The organism is Psychrobacter sp. KFRI-CH2-11, from assembly GCF_038239325.1.
GTDB classification, from domain to species: Bacteria; Pseudomonadota; Gammaproteobacteria; order Pseudomonadales; family Moraxellaceae; genus Psychrobacter; species Psychrobacter celer.
Map to the genome: position 1 here is coordinate 3,005,242 of NZ_CP151283.1, position 23,499 is coordinate 3,028,740.

The window sequence follows — 23,499 nt, forward strand, 5'->3', positions numbered from 1 at the left end:
ATAGCTGTATTGTTGTTATTGAAAATTAACGATAGTCTTAATCTGTACAGCATTAGCCATAACGACCCGTAATATAATCTTCCGTGGCTTTTTGCGCCGGCGTGGTAAATATCTGATTCGTCTCGCCCATCTCAACCATATCGCCCAGATACATATATACCGTATAGTCTGAGACGCGCGCCGCCTGCTGCATGTTGTGAGTGACAATGGCGATGGTATAGTCTTTTTTTAAGTCTTCAATCAAATCCTCAATGGCGCCTGTCGAGAGTGGGTCAAGTGCCGAAGTTGGCTCATCAAGCAGTAGCACTTCAGGCTTGGTAGCGACACTACGAGCGATACACAGACGCTGCTGCTGCCCACCTGATAGCGACAAACCTGAGGCTTTGAGCTTGTCTTTTACCTCCGGCCATAGTGCCGATTTTTTTAGTGCCCATTCCACCCGATTGTCTAGCTCAGCTTTGCTTAGTCTTTCATAAAGACGCACACCAAAGGCGACATTGTCATAGATAGACATCGGAAACGGTGTCGGCTTTTGAAAGACCATACCGACTTGCGCACGTAGCAAATTGACATCGATGTCTTTGCCCAAGATATTTTTGCCATCGAGGTTGATACTGCCTTCTGCACGCATGCCAGGATATAAATCATACATACGGTTAAAGGTACGGAGCAGGGTTGACTTGCCGCAACCTGACGGGCCGATAAAGGCGGTGACTTTTTTATCAGGAATGTCGATATTGATGTTTTTTAGCGCCTGAAAATCCCCGTAATAAAAGCTTAAATCACGAATCTGTATCTTCGCTGCTGGCATGTCTTTGGGGATATCATGTAGGGTTTGCTTGTTTAAGTTTGCTATATCAGGCTGCGACATTTGTGTGACCGTCGCCATCGATCTATTTAATAAATTGTCGGTAGTCTTAACCGTCTTACTACTATCAGTTGTTGTGCTAGTCTTGCTTATGACATCATTCATAATATTATCCAACATAGCTTGATGAATATAAATTTAGGTAACTGCTATATATAAGGTGATTTGGCGGTAGGCGTTATCGACTCTGGCTACTATTTGCTGGAGCTGCGACCACCGATAAACCTTGCCAAGACATTGAGTACCAGTACCGAAGCGGTAATCAGCAATGCAGCGGCCCATGCAAGTGTATGCCAATTGTCATAAGGACTCATGGCAAACTGATAAATGGTGTTCGGCAAGTTAGCAATCGGCTGACTCATATCGGTACTAAAGTATTGATTATTCAATGCCGTAAATAGCAAGGGCGCCGTCTCACCGGTGATTCTGGCAAAGGCCAACAGCACACCAGTGGTCAGCCCCGCTCGAGCCGCCTTAATCGTCACTTGCGTGACCATCTTCCACTTGGGCGTGCCCAGTGCATAGGCTGCTTCACGAATGCTATTGGGCACCAGATTGAGCATGTTTTCTGTCGTGCGTACCACCACTGGTACTACAATCAGTGCCAATGCTAATGCGCCCGCCCACCCAGAAAAGCTTTGGCCTTTGACCATCAACGCATAAATAAACAGACCAATGACAATCGACGGCGCAGAGAGCAAAATATCATTTAAAAAGCGCGTCACTTTGCCAAGCAGGCTGCCTTGCGCAAACTCAGACAAATAAATCCCTGTCATCAGGCCAATGGGCGCACCGATAAATAATCCCGAAAACGCCAACATCACCGAGCCGACAATGGCGTTGCGTAGACCACCTTCGCTCATTGGCGGCGGCGTATCGGCAGTAAAGATAGGCATCTGTATCATGCCCTGAAAGCCTTCGACAAACAGCGTCACCAGTATCCAAAACAACCAAATTAAGCCAAATACCATCGCCGACATGGCAAAACCCAAACCCAGCTTATTGGCCCAGCGCCGTTTGTTATAAAGACGCTTGTCGTAACGGCTATCAAAGCCAGTCTGCGCAGGTAACGCTGAGTGCATCGTATTAGTAGGCATAAAACTCATTTCCATTTTTCAAGATTTTTTGTCAGCCTGTATATCGCTATCGTCTGTGTGTCGTTATGTATTAGCGATTGCCTGCTTTTTGGTCCATACGCAACAGCATGAGCTTAGCCAGCGACAGCACAATAAAGGTGATGATAAATAGTATGAGGCCAAGGTGCAGCAGCGAGGCCAGATGTAGCTCACTAGAGGCTTCGGCAAACTCATTGGCCAGTGCTGAGGTAATGGTGACGCCAGAAGTAAACAGACTTGGACTGATATTAAAGGCGTTACCAATAAGGAAGGTCACGGCCATGGTCTCGCCCAGTGCCCGACCCAGCCCCAAGATAACCCCGCCGACCACGCCTGCTTTGGTATAGGGCAAGATAATCTTAAACATCACTTCCCAAGTGGTCGCACCCATGCCATAAGCTGACTCTTTGAGCAGGTCTGGCACCACAGAGAAAACATCGCGCATGGTGGCGGCGATAAAAGGAATGATCATAATGGCAAGGACAAGAGAGGCGGTAAACATGCCCAATCCCATTGGCGCACCGGTAAACAGCTTACCGATGATAGGCAAAGGGCCAACGTGTTCGATAAACCACGGCTGAATGTGATCGCCAAAAAACGGCGCAAAGACAAACAGTCCCCACATACCGTAGATGATAGAGGGAATACCTGCCAGCAGCTCAATGGCGATGCCGAGAGGCTTTTTTAAAAAGTTTGGACACATCTCGGTCAGGAATATCGCGATACCAAAGCTGACTGGCACGGCAATTAAAATAGCGATAAAGGACGTCACCAGCGTGCCATAGATCGGCGCTAGCGCACCGTACTCATTAGCGACCGTATCCCAGTTATTACTGGTATAAAACCCAAGGCCAAATGCTTGAATGCTCGGCCAAGCGCCAATGATCAAAGAGAGCAAAATACCGCCCAAAGATAGCAGTACGAGAATGGCAAATGCCTTGGTGGCATTGACGAATAGTGCGTCGTAACGTTTTTGTTTTGCCAGTTGCGACCTTAAATCATTCATAAGTGTCTCAGCATTAAATAATATTAAATCAAAATCTTGAAAAGACTCATCAGGTCTTATCACAGCAAACGAAACCTTAATAAAGGGTGCTATTAACGGTAATGGATGACGCTATTTTTAAATTTGTTGTGATAAAACCTTTGAGACAACCACCGGAGAATAGGTGTCTCAAAGGGGCTTACAAGTGCTGCTATACATATATAGAAAAACTACTGAGCCGGTGTGTAGACGGGTTGACCATCACGACCTTTGACTTCATTCCACTTGTCTTTAAACAGTGCCACTGCGGTATCGGAGAAAGGCACATAATCAAGCGCCATGGCACTATCATCACCTTGGGCATACGCCCAATCAAAGAAGTTCAGCACGCCAGCCACTTGCTGCGGGTTTTCTGGCTGCTTGTGTACCAAGATAAAGGTGGCAGCAGCGATGGGCCACGCTTGCTCGGTCTCAGAGTTGGTGATGACTTTATAAAAGCCTGCTTGCTGTGACCAATCAATGTCACCTGCCGCGGCAAAGGTCTCAGCGGATGGCTGTACGAAGTTGCCCGCCGCGTTTTTTAGGGCAGCGTGTGCCATGTTGTTTTGCTTGGCATAAGCATACTCGACGTAGCCGATAGCGTTTTTCATACGGTTGACGTAACTTGATACGCCCTCGTTGCCTTTACCGCCTGCCCCTGTGGCAGAGGTAGGCCATTTGACGGTTTTATCGACACCCACGCTGTCACTCCAATCGTTTGAGACTTTGGCCAGATAATCGGTAAAGTTAAAAGTCGTGCCTGAACCATCTGAGCGAAACACGGTGGTAATGGCAGCATCTGGCAGGGTCAAATCTGGGTTCATGGCAGTGATAGCAGGGTCATTCCATTTACTAATCTTACCCAGATAGATATCGGCTAAGGTTGCGCCGTCCAGCTTTAGCTCACCTGGCCCCACGCCATCGATATTGACAATCGGTACCACACCACCGATAACGGTCGGAAACTGAATAAGGCCTGCCGCGTCCAGCTCTTCAGGGGTCATCGGGGCGTCAGATGCGCCAAAGTCGACGGTTTTTGCTTGGATTTGTTTGATGCCACCTGAGGAGCCGATAGACTGATAGTTGACCTGACCGCCAGTCGCGGCATTATAGTCATAGGACCATTTGGCATAGATAGGCTGCGGGAACGACGCGCCCGCACCAGTGATGTTCATGGCGATGTTTTCAGCTGATTTAAAATCGCTTGCTGGAGAGGATGTCGCTGTGTTGGTGGTTTCGGCCACTGTCGCCGCGCTGGTGTCACTCTGCGCTGCTGACTCTGCGGTGTCGGTGGATTTATTACAAGCGGTGAGTACTAAGGTGCAACTAACGGCGACTGCCAATAACGAATAACGCATGTAGGACTCCTAAAGTTTAACAACGATTGAACAAAGCATGATTGGTGGCATGTGTGACATCTTGACAAGTTTTTATGACAGTTTGATGACAACCGCCCAACTCTTTTATATGCGTGATAAATAGGGTCAAATCAGTCGCCGCTTAAGGCTAACGCTCATTAGCCTGCGTGTCATGATTCAGAGCCTCATGCGCACGTTGACTGACATACCGATGGTCAAACACCAGTAGCCCTCACGGCAGAAGTTTGTTAGTATGAGACTGATTTACAACACTGACAGACTCGGGGTGCGGTGTACGAATGGCTGACTGCCTTTGTACATTCGCTGAGAGATCACCCGCCGAACCTGATGCGGTTAGTACCGACGCAGGGAAGTCTTCAGCACTGTATTATATAAGGCAGACACGGGCAGAAATGCCCCGTTATCCTCATGACTGTTAGCCTAAATGCCCACTTTGTGGTGCTAAGCTTTATAGCGTTAAGTAGTGCGAAGCAATGATGAGAGATACCAAGCGTCGCTTACAGGTTGATGACATCCTCCGCGAAGGCAGGTTTTTGCGATGATAGATTTGACAGCCAGTGACGACGACGCAGCAAAAATTGCCTAGATGATAAGTGCTACCCCCGCAGCTTCTGGCGGTGTTGCTTTTATTCAAAAACCAACACGCTAGGACAGCATATGACAACCTCAACCCTACCTCCAAAGACCCAGCAAAACGCCTCTGACAAAAAAGCCGACGCCCTAAAAACCCCTGCGCACCGTAGCGCCAGAGACACGCGCTTTGAAGAAGACGCGCGCGACCTACACCGCATTCTCCCCGCCTCGCAAAAAGTCTATATCGAAGGCTCTAGACCTGATATTCAAGTGCCGATGCGCAAGATCACTCTGGACCCCACCCCCATCCAAGGCGTTGATGAATCCGACTGGGAGCAAAACCCGCCGTTTTATGTCTATGACACCTCAGGCGTCTATACCGACCCTGATGCCCAAATTGACCTAACCCGCGGCTTGCCCAAACTGCGCGAGGGCTGGATAGCCGAGCGCGGGGATACAGAGCAGCTAAGCGGTTTGTCCAGCTCATACGGGCAAGCGCGTGCGCGTGATATCACCACAGCCAATCTACGGTTTACCCATATCGATAAGCCGCGCCGCGCCAAAAAAGTCAATGGTAAAGCAGGCAATGTCACCCAGATGCACTATGCGCGCCGCGGTATCATCACCCCTGAGATGGAATATATCGCCATTCGTGAGACGCAAAAGCAGCATGAGCTGACCGATATGCGTCAGCATTACGGCGAGAGCTTTGGTGCCAATACGCCAAAAATCATCACCCCTGAGTTTGTGCGTAGTGAGGTCGCGGCTGGTCGAGCCATCATCCCAAATAATATCAATCACCCTGAGTCTGAGCCGATGATTATCGGTCGTAATTTTTTGGTAAAGATTAACGCCAATATCGGTAACTCAGCGCTCGGCTCCTCTATCGATGAAGAAGTTTCAAAAATGACCTGGGCGACGCGCTGGGGCGCTGATACCATCATGGATTTGTCGACAGGCAATCATATCCACGAGACCCGCGAATGGCTGATTCGTAACTCGCCTGTGCCCATCGGTACGGTACCCATTTATCAAGCATTAGAAAAAGTCGACGGCATCGCCGAAGACCTGACGTGGGAGATATTCCGCGATACACTTATCGAGCAAGCCGAACAAGGCGTTGATTACTTCACCATTCATGCAGGCGTGCTGCTGCGCTATGTGCCACTGACGGCCAATCGACTCACAGGTATCGTCTCTCGCGGCGGCTCTATCATGGCGCAGTGGTGCCTTGCTCATCATACAGAGAGCTTTTTATACACCCATTTTGAAGAGATTTGTGAGATCATGAAGCAGTACGATGTGGCTTTTAGTCTAGGCGATGGTCTGCGTCCTGGCTGCTTGCAAGATGCTAATGACGAAGCGCAGTTCGGTGAGCTGCGCACGCTTGGTGAGCTGACAAAAATCGCATGGCAGCACGATGTACAGGTGATGATCGAAGGCCCCGGACATGTGGCGATGAACCGCATCAAAGAAAATATGGACTTGCAGTTAGAGATTTGCAGCGACGCGCCGTTTTATACTTTAGGGCCGCTGACCACCGATATCGCACCCGGTTATGACCATATCACCAGTGCCATCGGTGCGGCGATGATTGGCTGGTTTGGCACCGCCATGCTCTGTTATGTGACACCAAAAGAGCATTTAGGACTGCCGAATAAAAAGGATGTGAAAGACGGTATTATCACCTATAAAATCGCCGCGCATGCCGCTGATCTCGCCAAGGGCCACCCAGGCGCGCAAGCTCGCGATAATGCCTTGTCTAAGGCGCGTTTTGAGTTCCGCTGGGATGATCAGTTCAATCTAGCGCTCGACCCTGATACCGCCCGCGAATATCATGACGAAACGCTGCCAAAAGACGCGCACAAGTCGGCGCATTTTTGTTCAATGTGTGGCCCTAAATTTTGTTCGATGAAAATTACCCAAAACGTCCGTGAGTACGCCAAAGGTTTGGATGCGGCAGAAAGCTTAGGCACAGAGGCAATGAGTGCAGCTGAGATTGAACAAGGTATGAAAGAGATGACTGAAAAATATCATAGCGAGGGGCGACAGCTATATAAAGAGGTTTAAGCGATTAATGTTAATCCTTAATTCACAAAAAAGCGCTACTCATAAGTAGCGCTTTTTATTGCAAACTATTTTATCTTTACATTAGATTAAACCTTTGACGCTTCGTAAATCTCTTCAATTGAGGCATTCATGGTATCAGCAAATTCTTTATCGCTTTGTTGTTTGCTCAACCCTTCGGTAAACGCACGAGAGAAGCTGGCAATCATACCGGGGTTTTGCTTAAGCTTTTCGCAGGCCTCACGACGACTATAACCGCCAGATAAGGCAACGACTCTTAACACTTTTGGATGATCGATCAGCTCTTGGTAAAAACCCTCTTCTTCTGGCAAGGTTAGTTTAAGCATCACTTGATGGTCGTCACTTAGACGCTCAAGGTTACGCAAAATATCTGCTTTGAGTATCACTTCACACTCATGCTTTTGGGCACTATCGATATTAACCTCAGGCTCTACGATGGGCATAAAACCTTTGGAGAGGATTTGCTTAGCCACATCAAACTGCTGCTGTACCACCAGCTCAATCCCATCGACGTTAGGCTCATAAATCACCGAGCGCATCTTGGTACCAAACACCGGATAGTTTTTGGCTTTATCCAGTAGCGAGTCTAGCTCTGGCATCGGGCGCATGACTTGTACGCCGCTCATTTGCTCGGCCAAACCCTTATCCACCTTCAAAAACGGCACGATGTTTTTATCTTCCCACAGATAATTTGCCGTTGGCTTGCCATTGACCTCACGCTCCATGGTGTCTTCAAATAAAATCGCCCCCAGCACGCGCTCGTTATCAAAGCAGTCGCAGGTCATGATACGCGCGCGCATCTCGTGCACCAGATCAAACATCGCGTCATCATTGTCATAGGCATCGCTGCTGATGCCGTAGTTTTCTAGGGCTTTTGGTGTGCTGCCGCCACTTTGATCAAGCGCGGCGATAAAACCTGAACCATCCTTTATACGCTGTCGTTGTTTTTGGTATTCCATTGAAAAGGTATCCTATTTTTATTCATTAAAACCAAACATCACCAATTGGCTCAATCTATATGAGCCTTGCTATTTGTAGATAACCTTACCATAGGATGCTGTATCTACCTATATAGGATGCGTGACAGCGCCGCCAATTTTTATGATATATCAGTTAAAAATAGCCAGTTGAAATAGCCAGTTGAAAATAAAACGGTTATAAAAATTTGAACACGCTACTGGTATAAGTTTTGCTGGCGTGCAGCGTTCTCAGAGGCTGCGCAATCTACGTTTAAAAACAGTACCCCAGTAGCGCCATGCTCTTTTTAGAGTACATCGACTATAGGTATAAGAATTTTATGCCAAATCATGTACACCAAAGCCTTACATCAAACTCTTATGCCAAAACCTTATGCCAAAAACAGTACCGCCACACAGCCAATCGCTAGCAGCAAGCCTAGCACATTGATACGACCGAGGCGCTCTTTAAACACAGCCACACCGATGAGCGTCGCGACGGCGATGACCCCGACGTTCATCCCAGTAAAGACAATACTGGGAGAGTCGGACAATACTTGGTGGGCGCGCACGTACGCATAGATATTGCCCATGTTTAGAGCGCCCAGTAATAGCCCTGCTGCCAAGGCATTACCCTGCCAACGCACGCGTGTCACAAGCAAATAAATCAGCAATAACAATCCTGCGACGCCAAAGCTGACAAACAGCGTCAGTGGAAAGGCCGTGCCTTGTTTGGCGACTTGTTTAAACAAGATATCGACGATGCCATAGCCTACCCATACGCCAAATAGCCATAGCGGGGTACGCGCGGCGGGCGGGCTTATACTAGCGTGCTCGCCGCTGCCGGTATGTTTGGGCCGGTAAACCAACGCCCCCAACGCCAAAAACCCTAAGACCAAACCGAGCACTCGCGTGCCCGTCAGCACCTCACCAAATAATAAAAAAGCGGCGATAATAGGAATAATCAACGACAAGCGCTGGGCGGCGTCGGTTGCGACCATGCCGACCGATGCAATCGCACGGCCCAAGATAATAAAAACCGTCGGCAGCAGTATTCCCAGCGCCAGAATGATGCCCCAAGCGTTGCCAAGCGTGCTGATGCTGCTGACATCTGGCGTTAATAAAAACCATGTCAGCAAAAAAGCCACAGGATAACCTGCGACGATGGTCTGGCGAATATCGATATTTTTTTGCCGCAGGATTTTGAGCAGTACCGAGACGGCCACACTGCACAGTACTGCTACCACCAAATACATCATAACCCCTACCTCTATCCTTTATTCATGTCAGAGCAACATCGCGCGTCAGCAATATGAAAAGCCATAGCAAACAATACAAAAACCATAAAAAGTAACAAAATATTTCCAATACAACAATGGCTTTTTGGTGTTTTATTGTGCTGATATTCATGGCACCCGTGTGCATGCAATTACAATTAGCCTGCAGGTCTGACAGGGAATTTTGCTAAAATAGCCAGCACTTCCTATCACAAAGTAAAGATTCAAAATAACGACCGTCATCGTTTGTTTTGGCGTACTGCTATTGATGTTTTATCACTGCCTATGAATGCTCTATTTCGCTTTTTTGAAAACCGCTTACCGGCCTTCCCCACCACCCCCATGCCGCTGCCTTCGCCTCGTGACGGTATGCTGCAGTTTTTGTGGGCTTGCACAAAGGGGCTGCGCAGCTGGCTGCTGTTGTTTATGGTGTTGTCAGCAGGCATCGGCATCTATGAAGCGATGCTGTTTGCATGGATTGGCGATATCGTCGATTGGCTTGGCGTCTATACGCCGCAGAACTTATGGCTAGAAAAAGGCGATATGCTGCTGCTGATGCTGGCGGTGATGATTGTCAGCCCGTTTTGGATTGCCTTATCCTCGTTTATTCATTTTCAGACCTTGCAAGGCGTGTTTCCCATGCAGATGCGCTGGCGTTTTCATCAGCGTATGCTTGGGCAGTCCATGCAGTTTTATCAAGACGAGTTTTCTGGACGCGTCTCAGCCAAGGTCATGCAGACCGCGCTTGCGGTGCGTGATACGGTGATGACGGTCACAGATATGTTTATGTATGTCACCGTATATTTTGTGACCAGTGGCATTATTTTATTTAATTTAGACAGCTTGTTATTGATTCCCTTTATCCTCTGGTTTGGGTTGGTGGCGCTGGCGATATGGTATTTTATTCCAAAACTCAAACAAACCGCCATCGTACAAGCAGACGCGCGCGCGTTGATGACCGGGCGTATCACCGATGCCTATGCCAATATCATGACCGTCAAGCTGTTTAGCCACTCACGCCGTGAGCTTGGTTATGCCAAAAACGCCATGGGGCAATTTTTAGGAACGGTACATGCGCAGATGCGCTGGGTCAGTTATTTAGAGATTTTCACCCATCTTATCAGTGTGATTTTGGTCAGTAGTACCGCAGGGATTGGCCTGTATCTATGGCAACAAAGCGCGGTCGGGGTTGGGGCGATTGCCGCGGCGACGGCGATGGCGCTCCGACTCAATGGCCTGACGCGCTGGATCATGTGGCAGACTGCCAGCCTCTTTGAGAGTATCGGCACAGTACAAGACGGCATGCGCACGCTATCCGCGCCGCAGACGATCGTCGATAAGCCAGACGCAGCTGCACTAAGCGTCACCGAGGGACATATCGTCTTTGATCATGTCGACTTTAGCTATGAGAATGAAGACCACGATACCCTTCACGCCACCGATAAAACGTTTAAACCGTCGGTAGCGACCACTGACATGGCGCAAGACAACTCGGTCAAGCTGCTTGATGACTTTTATTTGGATATCAAACCAGGAGAAAAAATCGGCTTGGTCGGGCGCTCAGGAGCGGGCAAGTCCACTTTGGTCAACTTGCTGCTGCGCTTTTTTGATGTCGATCGCGGCAAGATATATATCGATGGTCAAGCGATCGATGACGTCACACAAGACTCTCTGCGTCAGCAGATCGGTATGGTGACCCAAGACACCTCACTGCTGCATCGTACCGTACGTGAAAACATCGCTTATGGCCGTCCCGACGCCTCTGACGAAGAGATCATCCATGCCGCCAAACAAGCCCAAGCATGGGACTTTATCAAAGACTTATATGACGATAAAGGCAATACAGGTCTTGATACCCAAGTGGGTGAACGTGGCGTCAAACTCTCTGGCGGTCAACGTCAGCGCATCGCCATCTCTCGTGTTATGCTAAAAAACGCGCCGATCTTGTTATTGGATGAGGCCACCAGCGCGCTTGACTCTGAGATTGAGTTTGCCATTACCGAGAGCCTCAACGATATTATGACCGGCAAAACTGTAATTGCCATTGCCCATCGCCTCTCTACCATCGCCGCACTCGATAGGCTGGTGGTGATGGAAAAAGGCCGAATCATCGAGCAAGGTAGCCATGACGAGCTGTTGGCACAAGGCGGCGTCTATGCGCGCTTGTGGCAGCGTCAAAGCGGCGGGTTTTTGGGCGAAGACACCCCCTAGACCGCCATCATCATAAAAATAAAACATAAGGAAGTGGGCAGTTTATGGAAGCCTTTACCCATCGTATCAACCTAAGCGGCAAACAAGCACGCTACTACGACCTTGGCAGTCTCAACCCATCAGTAGCAGCAGAGCACAACAAACGTGCGCCTGCGCACTTTTATGGGGGCAACAGCTTTACGGTCGGTACTTATACGCCGCTGCTGCATGAGCTGGCAGCAGTGTTTGATATCAGTGCGCTTGCCCTACGCGGCTACTGGTACGATAAGCCGCAAAAACGCCGCCTCACTCGTGAGCAAGACGCTGAGCTATTGATTGAGTTTTTGGAGCGCACCCAAGATCGGCCTGTGGTGGGTATCGGTCATTCGCAAGGTGCCACTGCCACCGCCATGGCCGCCGCCAAACGCCCAGATTTATTCTCCCAGCTGTATCTGATAGAGCCAGTCACCTTTACCAAAAACCAAGCACGGCTGTATAACTTATTGCCGCGGCGGTTTTTGCTCAGTCGAGAGCCATTTAAAAGCACGCTGACCAAACCCACTATTTGGGCGAGCGTTGATGCGTACTATCAAACCCTACGCGCCAACCGAGCCTACAAACGCATCAGCGATGCACATTTATACGTGTTTGCTGAGCAAAGCTTGAGCGTCAATGCTGATGGTAGCCACACGCTGATGTTTGCCCCAGAGCAAGAGCTTGCCAACTATTTTGGTGCGCCGCATATCGACACCGCTCTAAAAAAACTCCGCTGCCCTTATACACTGATCACGGGCAAGCCGACCTTATTTATCAGCAATAAAGTCCGTAAGCAGTGGCAAAAATTCGTCCCTGCCGACAGTATCATCTCTTTGCCAGATTACGGCCATCTGTTGCCAATGGAAGCGCCAAAACTGTGCGCGCAAATTATCAATGAGCATTATAAAAACAGTCACTAAGCTGAGCAATATAAGCCATGAGCGACCTTTTTGCCCCTGCCCCAACCGATAACTTATTGCCTTATGATGGTAGGGTAAATGACTTCGGCCGCATCATCGATGATGACTGCCAGCTCTATGATGCATTATTGGCCGAGCTACCATGGCAGCCTGATAGCGTGACCTTATTTGGCAAGACGCACATCACCACTCGCCAAGTGGTATGGATGGGTGAAAAGGATCTGAGCTATCAGTATTCAGGACATACCCGTCACAGCCTACCATGGTCAGATACTGTGTTTCACGTGAAACATCATATTGAACAGCAACTATCAAGCATCGGTATTGATACCAATTTCAATTCTTGTCTGCTCAATTACTACCCGACAGGGCATGATGGCATGGGCTACCACGCCGATGATGAAAAAGAGTTGGGCGCGCGGCCTGTGATTGCTTCTTTATCACTGGGTGCCACACGTAAATTTGTCTTTAAGCACAAAAAAACTCAAGACAAAGTCGCGCTTTATCTTGAGTCCGGTCAGCTAATCGTCATGCATGGCGAGACGCAGCGATTTTGGAAGCACAGCATCACTAAGACAAAAACCGTCGCCGATGGGCGCATCAGCCTAACTTTTCGGCACATACAGTCAATTTAACGAATATAACTGCATGGGTATGGCTAATCGGTCTTTTATTTTACTTGTAAGACTATCTTGCCAAAGGCATCGCCTTTTTGTAGTTCATGATGCGCCGCCACCACTTCCGAGAGTGGGTAGACGCTTTGAATCTTTAAGCGTAACTTTCCATCAGCGATGAGCTGTAAAACGCGCGCCATATCATCACCGCTGCGCTGCGCTTTGTAGCCTGTGACCGTTAGCTGCTTTTGCTCACCTGCTGCTTTGAGTTTATCAACCCAGATAGTCGGCAACACAAAAACCCGAGCCGCAGGCTTGAGCACGCTCAGCGCTCGTACGCCTGCCTCATCACCGACCAGATCCAGTAGCACATCAGCTTGCAGATCAGGAAACGCCGCGTCTTTGGTATAGTCAATCCAGCCTGCCAGCTTGTCTTTATCGATTAAGTCTGCAAGCTTGTCATACTTCTCAGGTGAGCAAATGACCGTGACCTTGATATCGTCGTTGTCTACTTTATCCATCAATAGCTGTATCGCTAGGTGCCCCACCCCGCCTGCGGGTGCATTGATGACGACGTGCTGGCCTTTTTTGATATCAGCAAACTCAACAAACTGTAGCGCGGTTTGGCCAATACAAGGCAGTGCGCCTGCTTGCTTTAGTGTGACAGGGTTGGGCACTTTGGCCAACAGTTTGGCATCTACTGCCACATATTCAGCGTAGCAGCTGCCCTCAAAGCTCAAAGCCGCCACCTGATCACCGATGGCAAATTTATCACTACGGCTATCTACCACCGTACCTGCGACATCGAAACCCAAAATTGCTGGCTCGTTTTTATCAAACTTATTGTTTTGAATCGCCTCTGCACCCCAGCCTTTGCCTTGACGCGTCTTATAATCGACGGGGTTTATCCCTGCATACGCCACTTCAATCAAAACTTGCTCGTCTGCCAACGATGGCATCGCCACGCCGTCTTGATATTGCATCACTTCGGGTGCACCAAACTCTTTGATGAGGACAGCGTGCTGTGTGGTTGGCAGTGGTTTTTCGGTTGTTAAATTAGACATGGTATATATCCTTATCCGTCTATTGATTAAAGTGTTTTTGGTTTTTTATACATACATTTATACATGTGCTCATATATCAGGGTCGGTGTCGTCACTCTCATAAGCTGCACCCGCTATAAGGTCAGCTCAGCACTGAGCGGCAGATGATCAGATAGGGTCGACCAAGGCTTGCCCGTGTGCACCCATGCATCTTTGACCGTCAAATTACGCACATAGATGCGATCTAAGCTGAGCACTGGTAGCTTGGCTGGAAAGGTGGGCAAGAGCTTGCCATGACAGTGCTTAAAGGCCTCCGTCATGCCGAGGCTAGCTGCCAACTTATCACAAGACATTTTTTTCCAGTCATTAAAGTCCCCGGCCAAAACCAGAGGTTGATCGTCATCGATTTCGTTACGTACATAATTGGCGATGGCCTCGTACTGTTTGATACGGTCGCGCTCAAACAAGTTTAGATGCGCGCACAATACCACCACTGGCCGCTCCCAGCCGACGGGTTGTACTTCACAGTGGAGAACGCCGCGCTGCTCTAGCTTATTGACGGTGATATTGACGTTATGCTTTGGGTCTAAGGGAAAGCGGCTGAGCACCGCGTTACCATGATGGCCATTTTCGTACTCTGAGTTTTTGCCGTAGCTGTTTTGCAGTTTTAGGTATTCGCCAAACCACTCATGCTGAGACTGGTCAGGGTACTCATTGTATTGCATATTGCGCTTTAGGTTTTGACCCTGCACTTCTTGCAAACACAGCACATCAGAACCTATGATATCGAGCGCTTGCGCGATGCCTTGTATTTTGACTTGGCGGTTCATCGGCGACATGCCTTTATGAATGTTATAGCTGGTTAAAACAAAAGAAGTCGTGGTAGTCATAGGTTTGGTCATAAACTCAGTATGTAAGATAGGGGTGGCATGGTCTGCGGTGAGCCAAAACCGACGTAAAAAGAGCATTGATTCGTTGTGAACCAATGCTCTTATGTTATACCTAACTGCCGCCGATGGCTAATGCGTCATCGTATAACGCCAGTATCTGGCAGCCCCGTTTTAGTAGCGCGTCACCAGAGCAATCGGTTGGTCTGCACCCATGATATCTTGTGGCATAAACACCGCTTTACCACCATTATGAATGACATGCTCAATGATTTCACCGATGGCATCATCCGTCACGCCATCAGCAGCTGGGTCGTCTGCGAGGCTCAGGGTCTGCGCTTGTTCATCTATCTTTGCAGGCTGGATATAACCACGGCGGACATAGAGGGTCTCGCCCACGCCTTGATAGGCACTGCGATAGACTTCTTGCAAGTCAGTCTGGAGCATACTGGCGCCACGTGCTTTATCTATCTCACCGAGGGCTTCTTGATGTAGCGACGAGCGATAGCCCTCGACCGCTTCTTGTACGCTATCGATGATATGCTGAGCGCTGCCATCTTCTAGGTTGGTCGCATTGGTGACGGTAGCAATGATGTTGTCAGGACGGTCACAGACTTCTTTATAGTAGCCGATGTTTTTGGCATCACCCACGATGACCAGCGGCATTTTATTATCGCCCCACAGCTCTTGCACGCTTTTATCGACCTGATTAAAGAACTCTTTGAGATAGCTGCTTTCGTTGTTTGATGAGCGATCTGAGCCACCATCGCCTGTGGTATAGGGGCCATTATTTTCTACAGGAAATGGGATATTTTCCATGTTGTTTTGAGCATCGTCATCTTTATCAAACTCTCTGATGACACGATCGTTCGAGGCTTCGATGAGACGCGCATGTTCGCGGGTCAGCACCACGGTGTAGTAGTGGACGGCACTTGCCATATCACGTACTAGATCACGGGTGGCAAAACGATCTGAGATAACGACGCGCTCTTGGGTATCGATCGGCATACGGATGACTTTTACATCATCGGCGCTGGCAAATATCGCTAAGGTGTCAAGGTTATAGTTGTGATTGAGCTCTTTGGTTTTTGCGTAGATATTGTCCAAAATAGCAGTAGCCGTACGCTTATCATGCTCGCTATTTAAACGCTCTTCGACGACTTTTAATTGGTTTTTTAGGGCAATAGGGTCTTGATCGTTGGCAGGGTGCTCACGATGCGTTTTGACAAAGATACTGACCGCAGGGTTGGCTTTGGTTTCACGTAAGCTCTTTAGAGTTGCTTTCATATATTGCTCCTTGTTTTATTATGGTTTCACGGTTTTTTAGTATTTATTAAACCTAATGTTTATTACACTTATTGTTTATTACACTTATTGTTTATTAAACGGTGTCTTCTATTAAAAAAACTGCTTAAAAAAAACATCCATTTAAAAGACAGAGCTGCTTGTTTTTAATATTGTACTGTCTGTCATTGTCTGTGCTGATAGTCCATTACCTTGATGCTAACAGCTAAACCTCACGCTCTATAGGGTGAATTTGCAAGCAAATGATAGCGCTTTGTAAGCGAAGCACTCTTTATTGTATAAATCATTGTATATAAAACCACCTGACTCAAAAAATGCCGCCCTGCTTACACCGTTTGCGATTTTGCACTGTTTGCGGTATGACTGGCGCGTAGGTTGTATTTTTGGCAAACGAACCCATCTTTTATACAGCTTATAAACAAAACAATAAGGCCACCTACACCACCTCATGCCAAACGCATGATTGTCAATTATTCATTCATATCAGATATCGGACGCCGCTATGACAGCCATTTCTCCAGCATTACACCTTGTCGATTTTGACAACGTCTCACCCGCCACTCTACAAGACCAAGTCCGCAGCGCCATTGATGCGGCCAATGCTTTTTTAGATAAGATGCCAGCTTTAGACTCCTTGCCAGCTGACCGTCAAATCAGTGCTGAGCAAGCACTGGCAGATGTGATGAGCTTTGACCATATCAATCTGGCGTTGGACCGCAGTTGGGGGATTTTGTCGCATCTAAATAGCGTGATGAGTAATGATGATATCCGTCAGGTACATCACGAGCTGCTCCCCAAGCTTTCCGCTTATGGCACACGCGTCGGCCAACACCAACCGCTCTTTGGCCGTTATCAAGCCATCAAAAATGACACAGCGTTTTTTGCAGCGCTTGAGCCTGCGCGCGCACGGGCGATTGAGCTGGCACTGCGTAGCTTTGAGCTATCAGGCGTGGCATTGCCAAAAGAGGAGCAAGCGGCTTTTGCTGATATTCAAAGCAAGCTCTCAACTTTATCTGCGACGTTTTCAGACCATATTTTGGACGCTACTCAAGCCTATGCTCTGCCGCTTAGCCAAACGCAGTTGGCAGGGTTAACCGACAGTGGCTTAGCACTGCTAGCAGATGCAGGTGAGCAATATAAAGCGCGTGAGCTGGCTCGTGGTACGCTCTTGCAGGCCGATGTCAATGCACTACCGACGCCTTATTATGTGGCCAGCTTAAACATCCCTGTATATTTGGCCATCATGACCCATGCCGACGACCGCGATTTGCGCGAGACGCTATACCGCGCGTATGTGACCCGTGCCTCAGAGTTTGACACGCATACCAATGCCAAAGGCGAGTCGCTAAATAACGCGGATATCATGAGTCAGATTTTGCAGCTGCGTGAACAAAAAGCCAAGCTGTTGGGTTTTGATAATTATGCAGAGGTTTCTTTATCGACCAAGATGGCGGACAGTGTGACGGAGGTCGAAGACTTTTTGCGCAACTTGGCCACGCAGGCCACGCCAGCGGCGCAGCAGGACTTAGCACAGCTACAGACATGCGCCCAAGACTACGGCATTGCTGAGCTACAGCCATGGGACAGCGCTTATATCGCCGAAAAAGTTAAACAAAGCAAGTTTAGCTTGTCGCAAGAAGAGATCCGTCCATATTTCCCCTTACCAAAGGTCATCAGCGGCTTGTTTGCAATCGTTGAGCGCTTATACGGTATCAAGGTACAAGAGCACAGCGAGTCGGTATCGCGCTGGCACGATGACGTGCGTTTTTATCAGTTGTTTGATGCCGATGATACATTGCTTGGAGGGTTTTACTTCGACTTGTTTGCTCGTAGCGGCAAGCGCGGCGGCGCATGGATGAGTGGCTTTCAGTCACGCTATCGTCATGAGGCCACAGAGCATCAGCAGCTACCAGTTTGCTTTATGGTCGGCAACTTCACCCCTGCCTTAGATGGCAAGCCAAGCCTATTGACCCATGATGAGGTATTGACCTTATTTCATGAGTTTGGTCACGGTCTCCATCATTTATTGACCCAAGTGACGGTCGGCGATGTGGCTGGGGTCAATGGGGTTGAATGGGACGCCGTCGAGCTGCCCAGTCAGTTTATGGAAAACTGGGCATGGGACAGCGAGGGCATCGCGCTGATTAGTAGTCACGTCGATACTGACGAGCCACTACCAACCGATAAGCTTGATGCTCTACTGGCGGTAAAAAACTTCCAAAGCGGCATGCAGACCTTACGTCAAATCGAGTTTGCCTTGTTTGATTTGCTGATTCATGCACACACGCCAGCACTTGATTATGAGGGTATTTTGGCGACACTAGATGCGGTACGTCGTGACGTCGCTCTCATGCATACCCCCGACTACAACCGTTTTGCCAATGGCTTTAGTCATATCTTTGCAGGCGGCTATGCGGCTGGCTACTACTCGTACAAATGGGCAGAGCTACTCTCTGCCGATGCCTTTAGTAAGTTTGAAGAAGACGGTATCTTTAACCCAATCACCGGTAAGGCGTTTCGTGAGACGATTTTGTCGGTCGGTGGTAGCTTCCCTGCCAAGACCAACTTTGAAAACTTCCGTGGCCGTAGTGCCAGTATTGATGCTTTATTGCGCCATAGCGGTTTTGTCGCGACTCAAGGCATGCAAAACACCGATACTACTCACAGCACGCGCGAGGGCATCTAAATGCGTTATCAATCATCAACCCCCAAGCGCCGATTTTTAGCAGGCGTTCGTTGCCCTAAATGTCAGGCGATGGATGCGGTGGTGCAGGTAAATATCGTCACGCCCGTAGCTGATGAATATATCGAGTGTACCCAGTGCGGGCACACAGAGCGCCGTCCAGACCCTGATGCCATCAGTGCCAAGAACCATGCCGAAGACCAGCTCGCTCGCGATGCCATGGCGACAGGCACCAGCGGGACAGTGAAGTTTAAGCCCTAAACGGCACATGTCGCTATTTGATGATAGCGACGTGTTTTATTCTTTAACGGTGTTTTAAGCCTATCTTTTAATAGATAGGCTTTTCATTTTGAGTTTGCTATAGTATGGCCTCTGATATCTTTGACATAAATCGACCAAAGTATGAAAAACAAAAAACCGCACCCTTTATTAAATAAGCATCTAAACAACAAGCCCTCTAAATCGCACTCAAAAGCCGCAGTCGCTGTGATATTGGTTTTGCTTGTTGCAGCTTTTGGTTACTTTATTTGGACGCAGTCTCAGCCTAAAGTAAGCGAGCCTATCGACCAATCCTCGTCGGCCTTAGCTGAACAGACTAAAACAACAAATACGGTAGCGTCTCCCGATGTCTCATCAGATGATATAAAGAGCGATATAGAAAAGAGTGATGTAGAAGGTAGTATAGATGACACGGCTGATGATGGCACCAGCCGTGATAATGATACGATAAATACCGAAAACAATAGCACTGCGATGGCCAGCAGCCAAATACCAGATCCAAAAGCCATCCTACAAGCACCGCTACCACAGAATAATAGCTTAGCAAAAGAAGAGATTGATCGGTTAGAAGATGAGCGCCAACGTCTCGCCGAGCAAGAAAAACTCGCCGCTGAGCAATTAGCAATGAATAAAAAACTTGCAGATATGAAAGCAGAGCAAATCGCTCTACTCGAACAGCAAATCGCCCAGCTAGAAGCGGATAACGCCAGCAAAACCACTGAGCAATAAGGATTTTTTTAAGGGGCTGATCATGGCAAGCATCCAACTCACTCACGCCCCTATCTTAAATAGTAGCGCGCAGCTGCTTATCCTGCCTGTCAATACTGCTGGTATTTTGTTAGACCCTATTCTCACGCGCGCCAAAACGCTGTTTCCTGACAACTACCAGCGCTATCATCGTGCCTGCCGCGACGGTAGCTTGCACGTGGGCAGCTGTCTTTTGCATAAGCGCATGCGCGAGCAAGCGGGACTTGCAGCCAGTAGTAATGGCAATCAGCCAAGCCACATTGCCAACCTTGTGATATTAGACCATCCCTACCATTCGGCTCGTATGCGCTGGCTGACTGCCGCGTTGATACAGCTACGTGAGCAGCTGATACCACTGATACGCTATCACGGAATGCGTAGGGCCGCTCTTCTAGCCCGTCCCCTAATTTATGATACTACGACGCGGCAGCACTCACCTGCTACCGCGCATTTAGCAAACGCCGTACCGCCAGATTGGGCTACAGAGACATTACCGCTTTTGATACAGCATTTACAAGATCTGCCCAAACTGCGTATCGATGTACACGTCCCCAAGCATTTTGACATTTAAGCATCCATTAAAACAATCTGCCAAATAGCATCCGTGCTTGCTTAAGTCTAACCGACACACCAGTCGACACCAGCAACATGTATATTGCTTGTGTTGCATGAGCTATCGGCTTTATAACGGCCAAAAAAAACCGCCTTAAGCATTCATAAAGAACAACTTAAAGCGGTTTTGGGTGTTTATAAAATGCATCACACGTTTATAACGACAGCTTAGTTTTGCTCAACACCCTTCATGGTTAGCTTGATGCGACCACGGTTGTCGACGTCTTGAACCAAGACATTGACTGCCTGACCTTCGCTCAGATAGTCTGATACGCTCTCGACGCGCTCTTCTGCGATTTGTGAGATATGTACAAGGCCATCGGTGTTTGGCAGTACATTGACAAAGGCACCAAAGTCTACGATACGGGCAACCGTACCGGCATACGTTTTGCCTACTTCCACTTCAGCCGTCAACGCTTCGATTTTGCCAATTGCCGCTTTGGTCGCTGCTTTGTTTTCACCAAAGATACGAATCGTACCACCGTCATCGATATCGATGACTGCACCAGTCTCTTCAGTCAACTGACGAATCATAGCGCCGCCTTTACCGATGACATCACGGATCTTGTCTGGGTTGATCTCGATGACCGCGTAGTTTGGTGCATGCGCGTTGATTTCAGTACGGCTTTGCGGCAAGACTTTATTCATCGCTTCAAGGATATGAATACGACCAGCATGCGCTTGCTTTAGTGCTTGCTCCATGATGTCAGGGGTGATGCCTTCGATTTTGATATCCATCTGCAGCGCAGTGATACCGTCTTTTGAGCCTGCCACTTTAAAGTCCATGTCGCCCAAATGATCTTCGTCACCTAAGATATCTGATAGAACAGCAAAGCGATCGCCTTCTTTTACCAGACCCATGGCAATACCTGCCACAGGGGCTTTTAGAGGCACGCCAGCATCCATCAATGCCAAGCTAGCACCGCACACAGACGCCATAGAAGACGAACCATTTGACTCGGTAATCTCTGATACCACACGAATGACGTACGGGAAGCGCTCGCTGTCTGGTAGCATGGCTTGAACACCGCGGCGCGCTAGGCGACCATGACCGATCTCACGGCGCTTAGGAATACCTTCACGGCCTGTCTCGCCGACAGAAAAGTGCGGGAAGTTGTAATGCAGCATGAAATGATCACGAATCGTACCGCTTAGTGAATCAATCATATTGACATCACGGCTGTTACCCAACGTCGTGGTTACTAGCGCCTGCGTCTCACCACGCGTAAATAGCGCAGAGCCGTGAGTATAAGGCAATACGCCAACTTGCACGTCTAGCGCACGCACGGTCTCAAGGTCACGGCCATCAATACGCGGCTTGCCTGATAAGATATTGTCACGAACGGTGCGGTATTTCAGATCTTCGTAGATGTCTTTTATCTCAGAGACTTTGCTGTCGTAGTCTTCTGATTCGCTATCCCCTGCCAGTGCTTCGATGGCAGCATTTTTGATATCATCAAGTTTGCTATAGCGATCTTGTTTGTTGGTGATGGTATAGGCATCAGCCACTTGCTCACCAAACTGCGCTTTCATGCTACTCTCAAGCGTTTGACCTCGCTCAGGTGCCGCAAATTCTTGCTTGGCAGTGCCGACTTCCTCTGCCAAAGAGGCGATATTGTCGATGACGATTTGCTGCTGCTGATGACCGTATAACACAGCGCCCAACATCTGATCTTCTGACAGCTCTGCGGCCTCAGACTCTACCATCAACACTGCTGACTTGGTACCAGCAACAACCAAATCTAGATCACTACTCTCTAGCTGCTCAAGCGTTGGGTTGAGTACATATTCACCATTGATAAAACCAACACGCGCTGCCGCGACAGGGCCATTAAATGGCGCATCAGAGATAGCAAGCGCCGCTGACGCACCGATAAGCGCTGCAATATCAGCAGACTGAGTCTTGTCTGATGACACCACGGTGGCGGTAATTTGGATTTCGTTTACATAACCTTCAGGAAACAACGGGCGAATCGGACGATCGATAAGACGCGAGGTAAGAGTTTCAAACTCGCTAGCGCGGCCTTCACGTTTGCCATAAGCACCTGGGATTTTACCCGCGGCATACATTTTTTCTTGATAGTTTACGGTGAGCGGAAAGAAGTTTTGACCTTCTTTGGCTTCTGATTTTACTACCGCTGCTACAAGGACAGTCACCCCGCCCATATGAACCAAAATAGAGTTGGCTTGACGAGCCACGCGTCCTGTTTCGATGACAACCTGCTGGTCGCCATACTGAAATTCGCGCTTAATAGTATTAAACATTGTCATATAATCTTCCTAATGTTGACTGACAAAAACTAATATCAGCATCGTATAAAGCTGATATCTGTCATTAAAATTCTTTGAATATAGCCGCTCGCTGACTGACATCGTTTGCTATGTCATCGCCGCGGCGGCATATCTCATTACGATCTTTGTATCCATGCCTGCCACAGATATTTTGCTGGTATGTATATGTGGCTGTGCAGATGTGGTCTTACTATCGTTTGATCGATCTATTATCTAAAACCAATGCAGCGCGCTTAGCTACCTGCATCTTATGCTACCTTGTGCAATATATTTATGATGACTGCCTTATTGGCACTCCCTGCATAAACACCCTACCCACTGGCAATTCCTCTATCTAACAATCGCTAAGCCATCAAGTTAACAATGCATTATTTTACAGTGATTTGTGGCTATTGACCAATCAATTACAAAACGGTACGTCCACCGCTGATGATCGACCATTATCACTATAACAGACAGTAAGAATAACACACAGCGCACGTGCTACACGCATCACCGAGCAGACAGTATTACTTCTTAACTTCTTATAAATAAGCATAAAAAAACGGCGTGAAACTATTCCACACCGTTTTTAGAAAAATCTATTGTATCGATATCAGCAAGTAAGTGTG

The 23,499-nt window shown here is 48.4% G+C and carries 18 protein-coding genes and 1 riboswitch; of the genes, 8 read left to right on the forward strand and 10 right to left on the reverse strand.

Going from position 1 to position 23,499, the window contains the following annotated elements; genetic code table 11:
• Positions 1–52: 52 nt before the first annotated feature.
• The 4 genes from pstB to pstS all read right to left on the reverse strand — a co-directional run bounded on the left by pstB (position 53) and on the right by pstS (position 4,365).
• On the reverse strand, positions 53–811 hold the full coding sequence (pstB, locus tag AADH33_RS12455) for a phosphate ABC transporter ATP-binding protein PstB (RefSeq protein WP_348549993.1): 759 nt from the start codon (positions 809–811) through the stop codon (positions 53–55).
• 251 nt (positions 812–1,062) lie between these two features.
• Entirely contained in the window at positions 1,063–1,950 is an 888-nt protein-coding gene (pstA, locus tag AADH33_RS12460) for a phosphate ABC transporter permease PstA (RefSeq protein ID WP_348549994.1), read from the reverse strand.
• Positions 1,951–2,035: 85 nt separating this feature from the next.
• Positions 2,036–2,989: a phosphate ABC transporter permease subunit PstC gene (pstC, locus tag AADH33_RS12465; protein WP_348549092.1), complete on the reverse strand. Its 954-nt coding sequence runs from the start codon at positions 2,987–2,989 to the stop codon at positions 2,036–2,038.
• Between the two features lie 209 nt (positions 2,990–3,198).
• Entirely contained in the window at positions 3,199–4,365 is a 1,167-nt protein-coding gene (pstS, locus tag AADH33_RS12470; RefSeq protein WP_348549093.1) for a phosphate ABC transporter substrate-binding protein PstS, read from the reverse strand.
• 272 nt (positions 4,366–4,637) lie between these two features.
• Positions 4,638–4,754: riboswitch (TPP riboswitch) on the forward strand.
• Between the two features lie 289 nt (positions 4,755–5,043).
• On the opposite strand from pstS, the gene thiC reads away from it, so the two are divergent.
• Positions 5,044–7,029 carry a phosphomethylpyrimidine synthase ThiC gene (gene thiC / locus AADH33_RS12475; RefSeq protein ID WP_348549094.1) on the forward strand — a complete coding sequence of 662 codons (1,986 nt, stop codon included), beginning with the start codon at positions 5,044–5,046 and terminating at the stop codon, positions 7,027–7,029.
• Positions 7,030–7,115: 86 nt separating this feature from the next.
• On the opposite strand, the gene AADH33_RS12480 is transcribed toward thiC, so the two are convergent.
• Both AADH33_RS12480 and AADH33_RS12485 read right to left on the reverse strand, forming a co-directional pair.
• Positions 7,116–8,006 carry a fructose bisphosphate aldolase gene (locus AADH33_RS12480; protein ID WP_348549095.1) on the reverse strand — a complete coding sequence of 297 codons (891 nt, stop codon included), beginning with the start codon at positions 8,004–8,006 and terminating at the stop codon, positions 7,116–7,118.
• Positions 8,007–8,395: 389 nt separating this feature from the next.
• On the reverse strand, positions 8,396–9,262 hold the full coding sequence (locus AADH33_RS12485; protein ID WP_348549096.1) for an EamA/RhaT family transporter: 867 nt from the start codon (positions 9,260–9,262) through the stop codon (positions 8,396–8,398).
• Between the two features lie 303 nt (positions 9,263–9,565).
• On the opposite strand from AADH33_RS12485, the gene AADH33_RS12490 reads away from it, so the two are divergent.
• Genes AADH33_RS12490 through AADH33_RS12500 form a run of 3 tightly spaced genes read left to right on the forward strand, consistent with a single transcriptional unit; the run spans position 9,566 to position 13,061 of the window.
• Complete coding sequence (locus tag AADH33_RS12490) at positions 9,566–11,491, forward strand: ABC transporter ATP-binding protein (RefSeq protein WP_348549097.1); 1,926 nt, start codon at positions 9,566–9,568, stop codon at positions 11,489–11,491.
• Positions 11,492–11,535: 44 nt separating this feature from the next.
• A complete protein-coding gene (locus tag AADH33_RS12495) occupies positions 11,536–12,426 on the forward strand; it encodes an alpha/beta fold hydrolase (protein ID WP_348549098.1) in 891 nt (296 codons plus the stop codon).
• A 17-nt stretch (positions 12,427–12,443) separates the two neighbouring features.
• A complete protein-coding gene (locus tag AADH33_RS12500) occupies positions 12,444–13,061 on the forward strand; it encodes an alpha-ketoglutarate-dependent dioxygenase AlkB family protein (protein WP_348549099.1) in 618 nt (205 codons plus the stop codon).
• 35 nt (positions 13,062–13,096) lie between these two features.
• On the opposite strand, the gene AADH33_RS12505 is transcribed toward AADH33_RS12500, so the two are convergent.
• From AADH33_RS12505 to AADH33_RS12515, 3 genes are all read right to left on the reverse strand, one after another.
• Positions 13,097–14,104 carry an NADP-dependent oxidoreductase gene (locus tag AADH33_RS12505; protein ID WP_348549100.1) on the reverse strand — a complete coding sequence of 336 codons (1,008 nt, stop codon included), beginning with the start codon at positions 14,102–14,104 and terminating at the stop codon, positions 13,097–13,099.
• Between the two features lie 113 nt (positions 14,105–14,217).
• On the reverse strand, positions 14,218–14,973 hold the full coding sequence (locus AADH33_RS12510) for an endonuclease/exonuclease/phosphatase family protein (protein WP_075101430.1): 756 nt from the start codon (positions 14,971–14,973) through the stop codon (positions 14,218–14,220).
• A 171-nt stretch (positions 14,974–15,144) separates the two neighbouring features.
• A complete protein-coding gene (locus AADH33_RS12515; protein ID WP_348549101.1) occupies positions 15,145–16,257 on the reverse strand; it encodes an AOC03_06830 family ribosome hibernation factor in 1,113 nt (370 codons plus the stop codon).
• A gap of 520 nt (positions 16,258–16,777) precedes the next feature.
• On the opposite strand from AADH33_RS12515, the gene AADH33_RS12520 reads away from it, so the two are divergent.
• From AADH33_RS12520 to AADH33_RS12535, 4 genes are all read left to right on the forward strand, one after another.
• Positions 16,778–18,961, forward strand: a complete 2,184-nt coding sequence (locus tag AADH33_RS12520) for a M3 family metallopeptidase (RefSeq protein WP_348549102.1) — start codon at positions 16,778–16,780, stop codon at positions 18,959–18,961.
• Positions 18,962–19,219 (forward strand): YheV family putative metal-binding protein, encoded by a 258-nt coding sequence (locus tag AADH33_RS12525; RefSeq protein ID WP_348549103.1) that lies wholly within the window; start codon positions 18,962–18,964, stop codon positions 19,217–19,219.
• Between the two features lie 141 nt (positions 19,220–19,360).
• On the forward strand, positions 19,361–19,966 hold the full coding sequence (locus AADH33_RS12530) for a hypothetical protein (RefSeq protein ID WP_075101376.1): 606 nt from the start codon (positions 19,361–19,363) through the stop codon (positions 19,964–19,966).
• A 22-nt stretch (positions 19,967–19,988) separates the two neighbouring features.
• A complete protein-coding gene (locus AADH33_RS12535; RefSeq protein WP_348549104.1) occupies positions 19,989–20,555 on the forward strand; it encodes a hypothetical protein in 567 nt (188 codons plus the stop codon).
• A 209-nt stretch (positions 20,556–20,764) separates the two neighbouring features.
• Here the strand turns inward: AADH33_RS12535 and pnp are convergent, their stop codons facing one another.
• Complete coding sequence (gene pnp, locus AADH33_RS12540) at positions 20,765–22,867, reverse strand: polyribonucleotide nucleotidyltransferase (RefSeq protein ID WP_348549105.1); 2,103 nt, start codon at positions 22,865–22,867, stop codon at positions 20,765–20,767.
• Positions 22,868–23,499 lie beyond the last annotated feature (632 nt).

Bases quoted from the DNA above. Each gene is read 5' to 3' on its own strand.
- pstB (WP_348549993.1), bottom strand. From the start codon at position 811: ATGCCAGCAGCGAAGATACAGATTCGTGATTTAAGCTTTTATTACGGG.
- pstA (WP_348549994.1), bottom strand. From the start codon at position 1,950: ATGCACTCAGCGTTACCTGCGCAGACTGGCTTTGATAGCCGTTACGAC.
- pstC (WP_348549092.1), bottom strand. From the start codon at position 2,989: ATGAATGATTTAAGGTCGCAACTGGCAAAACAAAAACGTTACGACGCA.
- pstS (WP_348549093.1), bottom strand. From the start codon at position 4,365: ATGCGTTATTCGTTATTGGCAGTCGCCGTTAGTTGCACCTTAGTACTC.
- thiC (WP_348549094.1), top strand. From the start codon at position 5,044: ATGACAACCTCAACCCTACCTCCAAAGACCCAGCAAAACGCCTCTGAC.
- AADH33_RS12480 (WP_348549095.1), bottom strand. From the start codon at position 8,006: ATGGAATACCAAAAACAACGACAGCGTATAAAGGATGGTTCAGGTTTT.
- AADH33_RS12485 (WP_348549096.1), bottom strand. From the start codon at position 9,262: ATGATGTATTTGGTGGTAGCAGTACTGTGCAGTGTGGCCGTCTCGGTA.
- AADH33_RS12490 (WP_348549097.1), top strand. From the start codon at position 9,566: ATGAATGCTCTATTTCGCTTTTTTGAAAACCGCTTACCGGCCTTCCCC.
- AADH33_RS12495 (WP_348549098.1), top strand. From the start codon at position 11,536: ATGGAAGCCTTTACCCATCGTATCAACCTAAGCGGCAAACAAGCACGC.
- AADH33_RS12500 (WP_348549099.1), top strand. From the start codon at position 12,444: ATGAGCGACCTTTTTGCCCCTGCCCCAACCGATAACTTATTGCCTTAT.
- AADH33_RS12505 (WP_348549100.1), bottom strand. From the start codon at position 14,104: ATGTCTAATTTAACAACCGAAAAACCACTGCCAACCACACAGCACGCT.
- AADH33_RS12510 (WP_075101430.1), bottom strand. From the start codon at position 14,973: ATGACTACCACGACTTCTTTTGTTTTAACCAGCTATAACATTCATAAA.
- AADH33_RS12515 (WP_348549101.1), bottom strand. From the start codon at position 16,257: ATGAAAGCAACTCTAAAGAGCTTACGTGAAACCAAAGCCAACCCTGCG.
- AADH33_RS12520 (WP_348549102.1), top strand. From the start codon at position 16,778: ATGACAGCCATTTCTCCAGCATTACACCTTGTCGATTTTGACAACGTC.
- AADH33_RS12525 (WP_348549103.1), top strand. From the start codon at position 18,962: ATGCGTTATCAATCATCAACCCCCAAGCGCCGATTTTTAGCAGGCGTT.
- AADH33_RS12530 (WP_075101376.1), top strand. From the start codon at position 19,361: ATGAAAAACAAAAAACCGCACCCTTTATTAAATAAGCATCTAAACAAC.
- AADH33_RS12535 (WP_348549104.1), top strand. From the start codon at position 19,989: ATGGCAAGCATCCAACTCACTCACGCCCCTATCTTAAATAGTAGCGCG.
- pnp (WP_348549105.1), bottom strand. From the start codon at position 22,867: ATGACAATGTTTAATACTATTAAGCGCGAATTTCAGTATGGCGACCAG.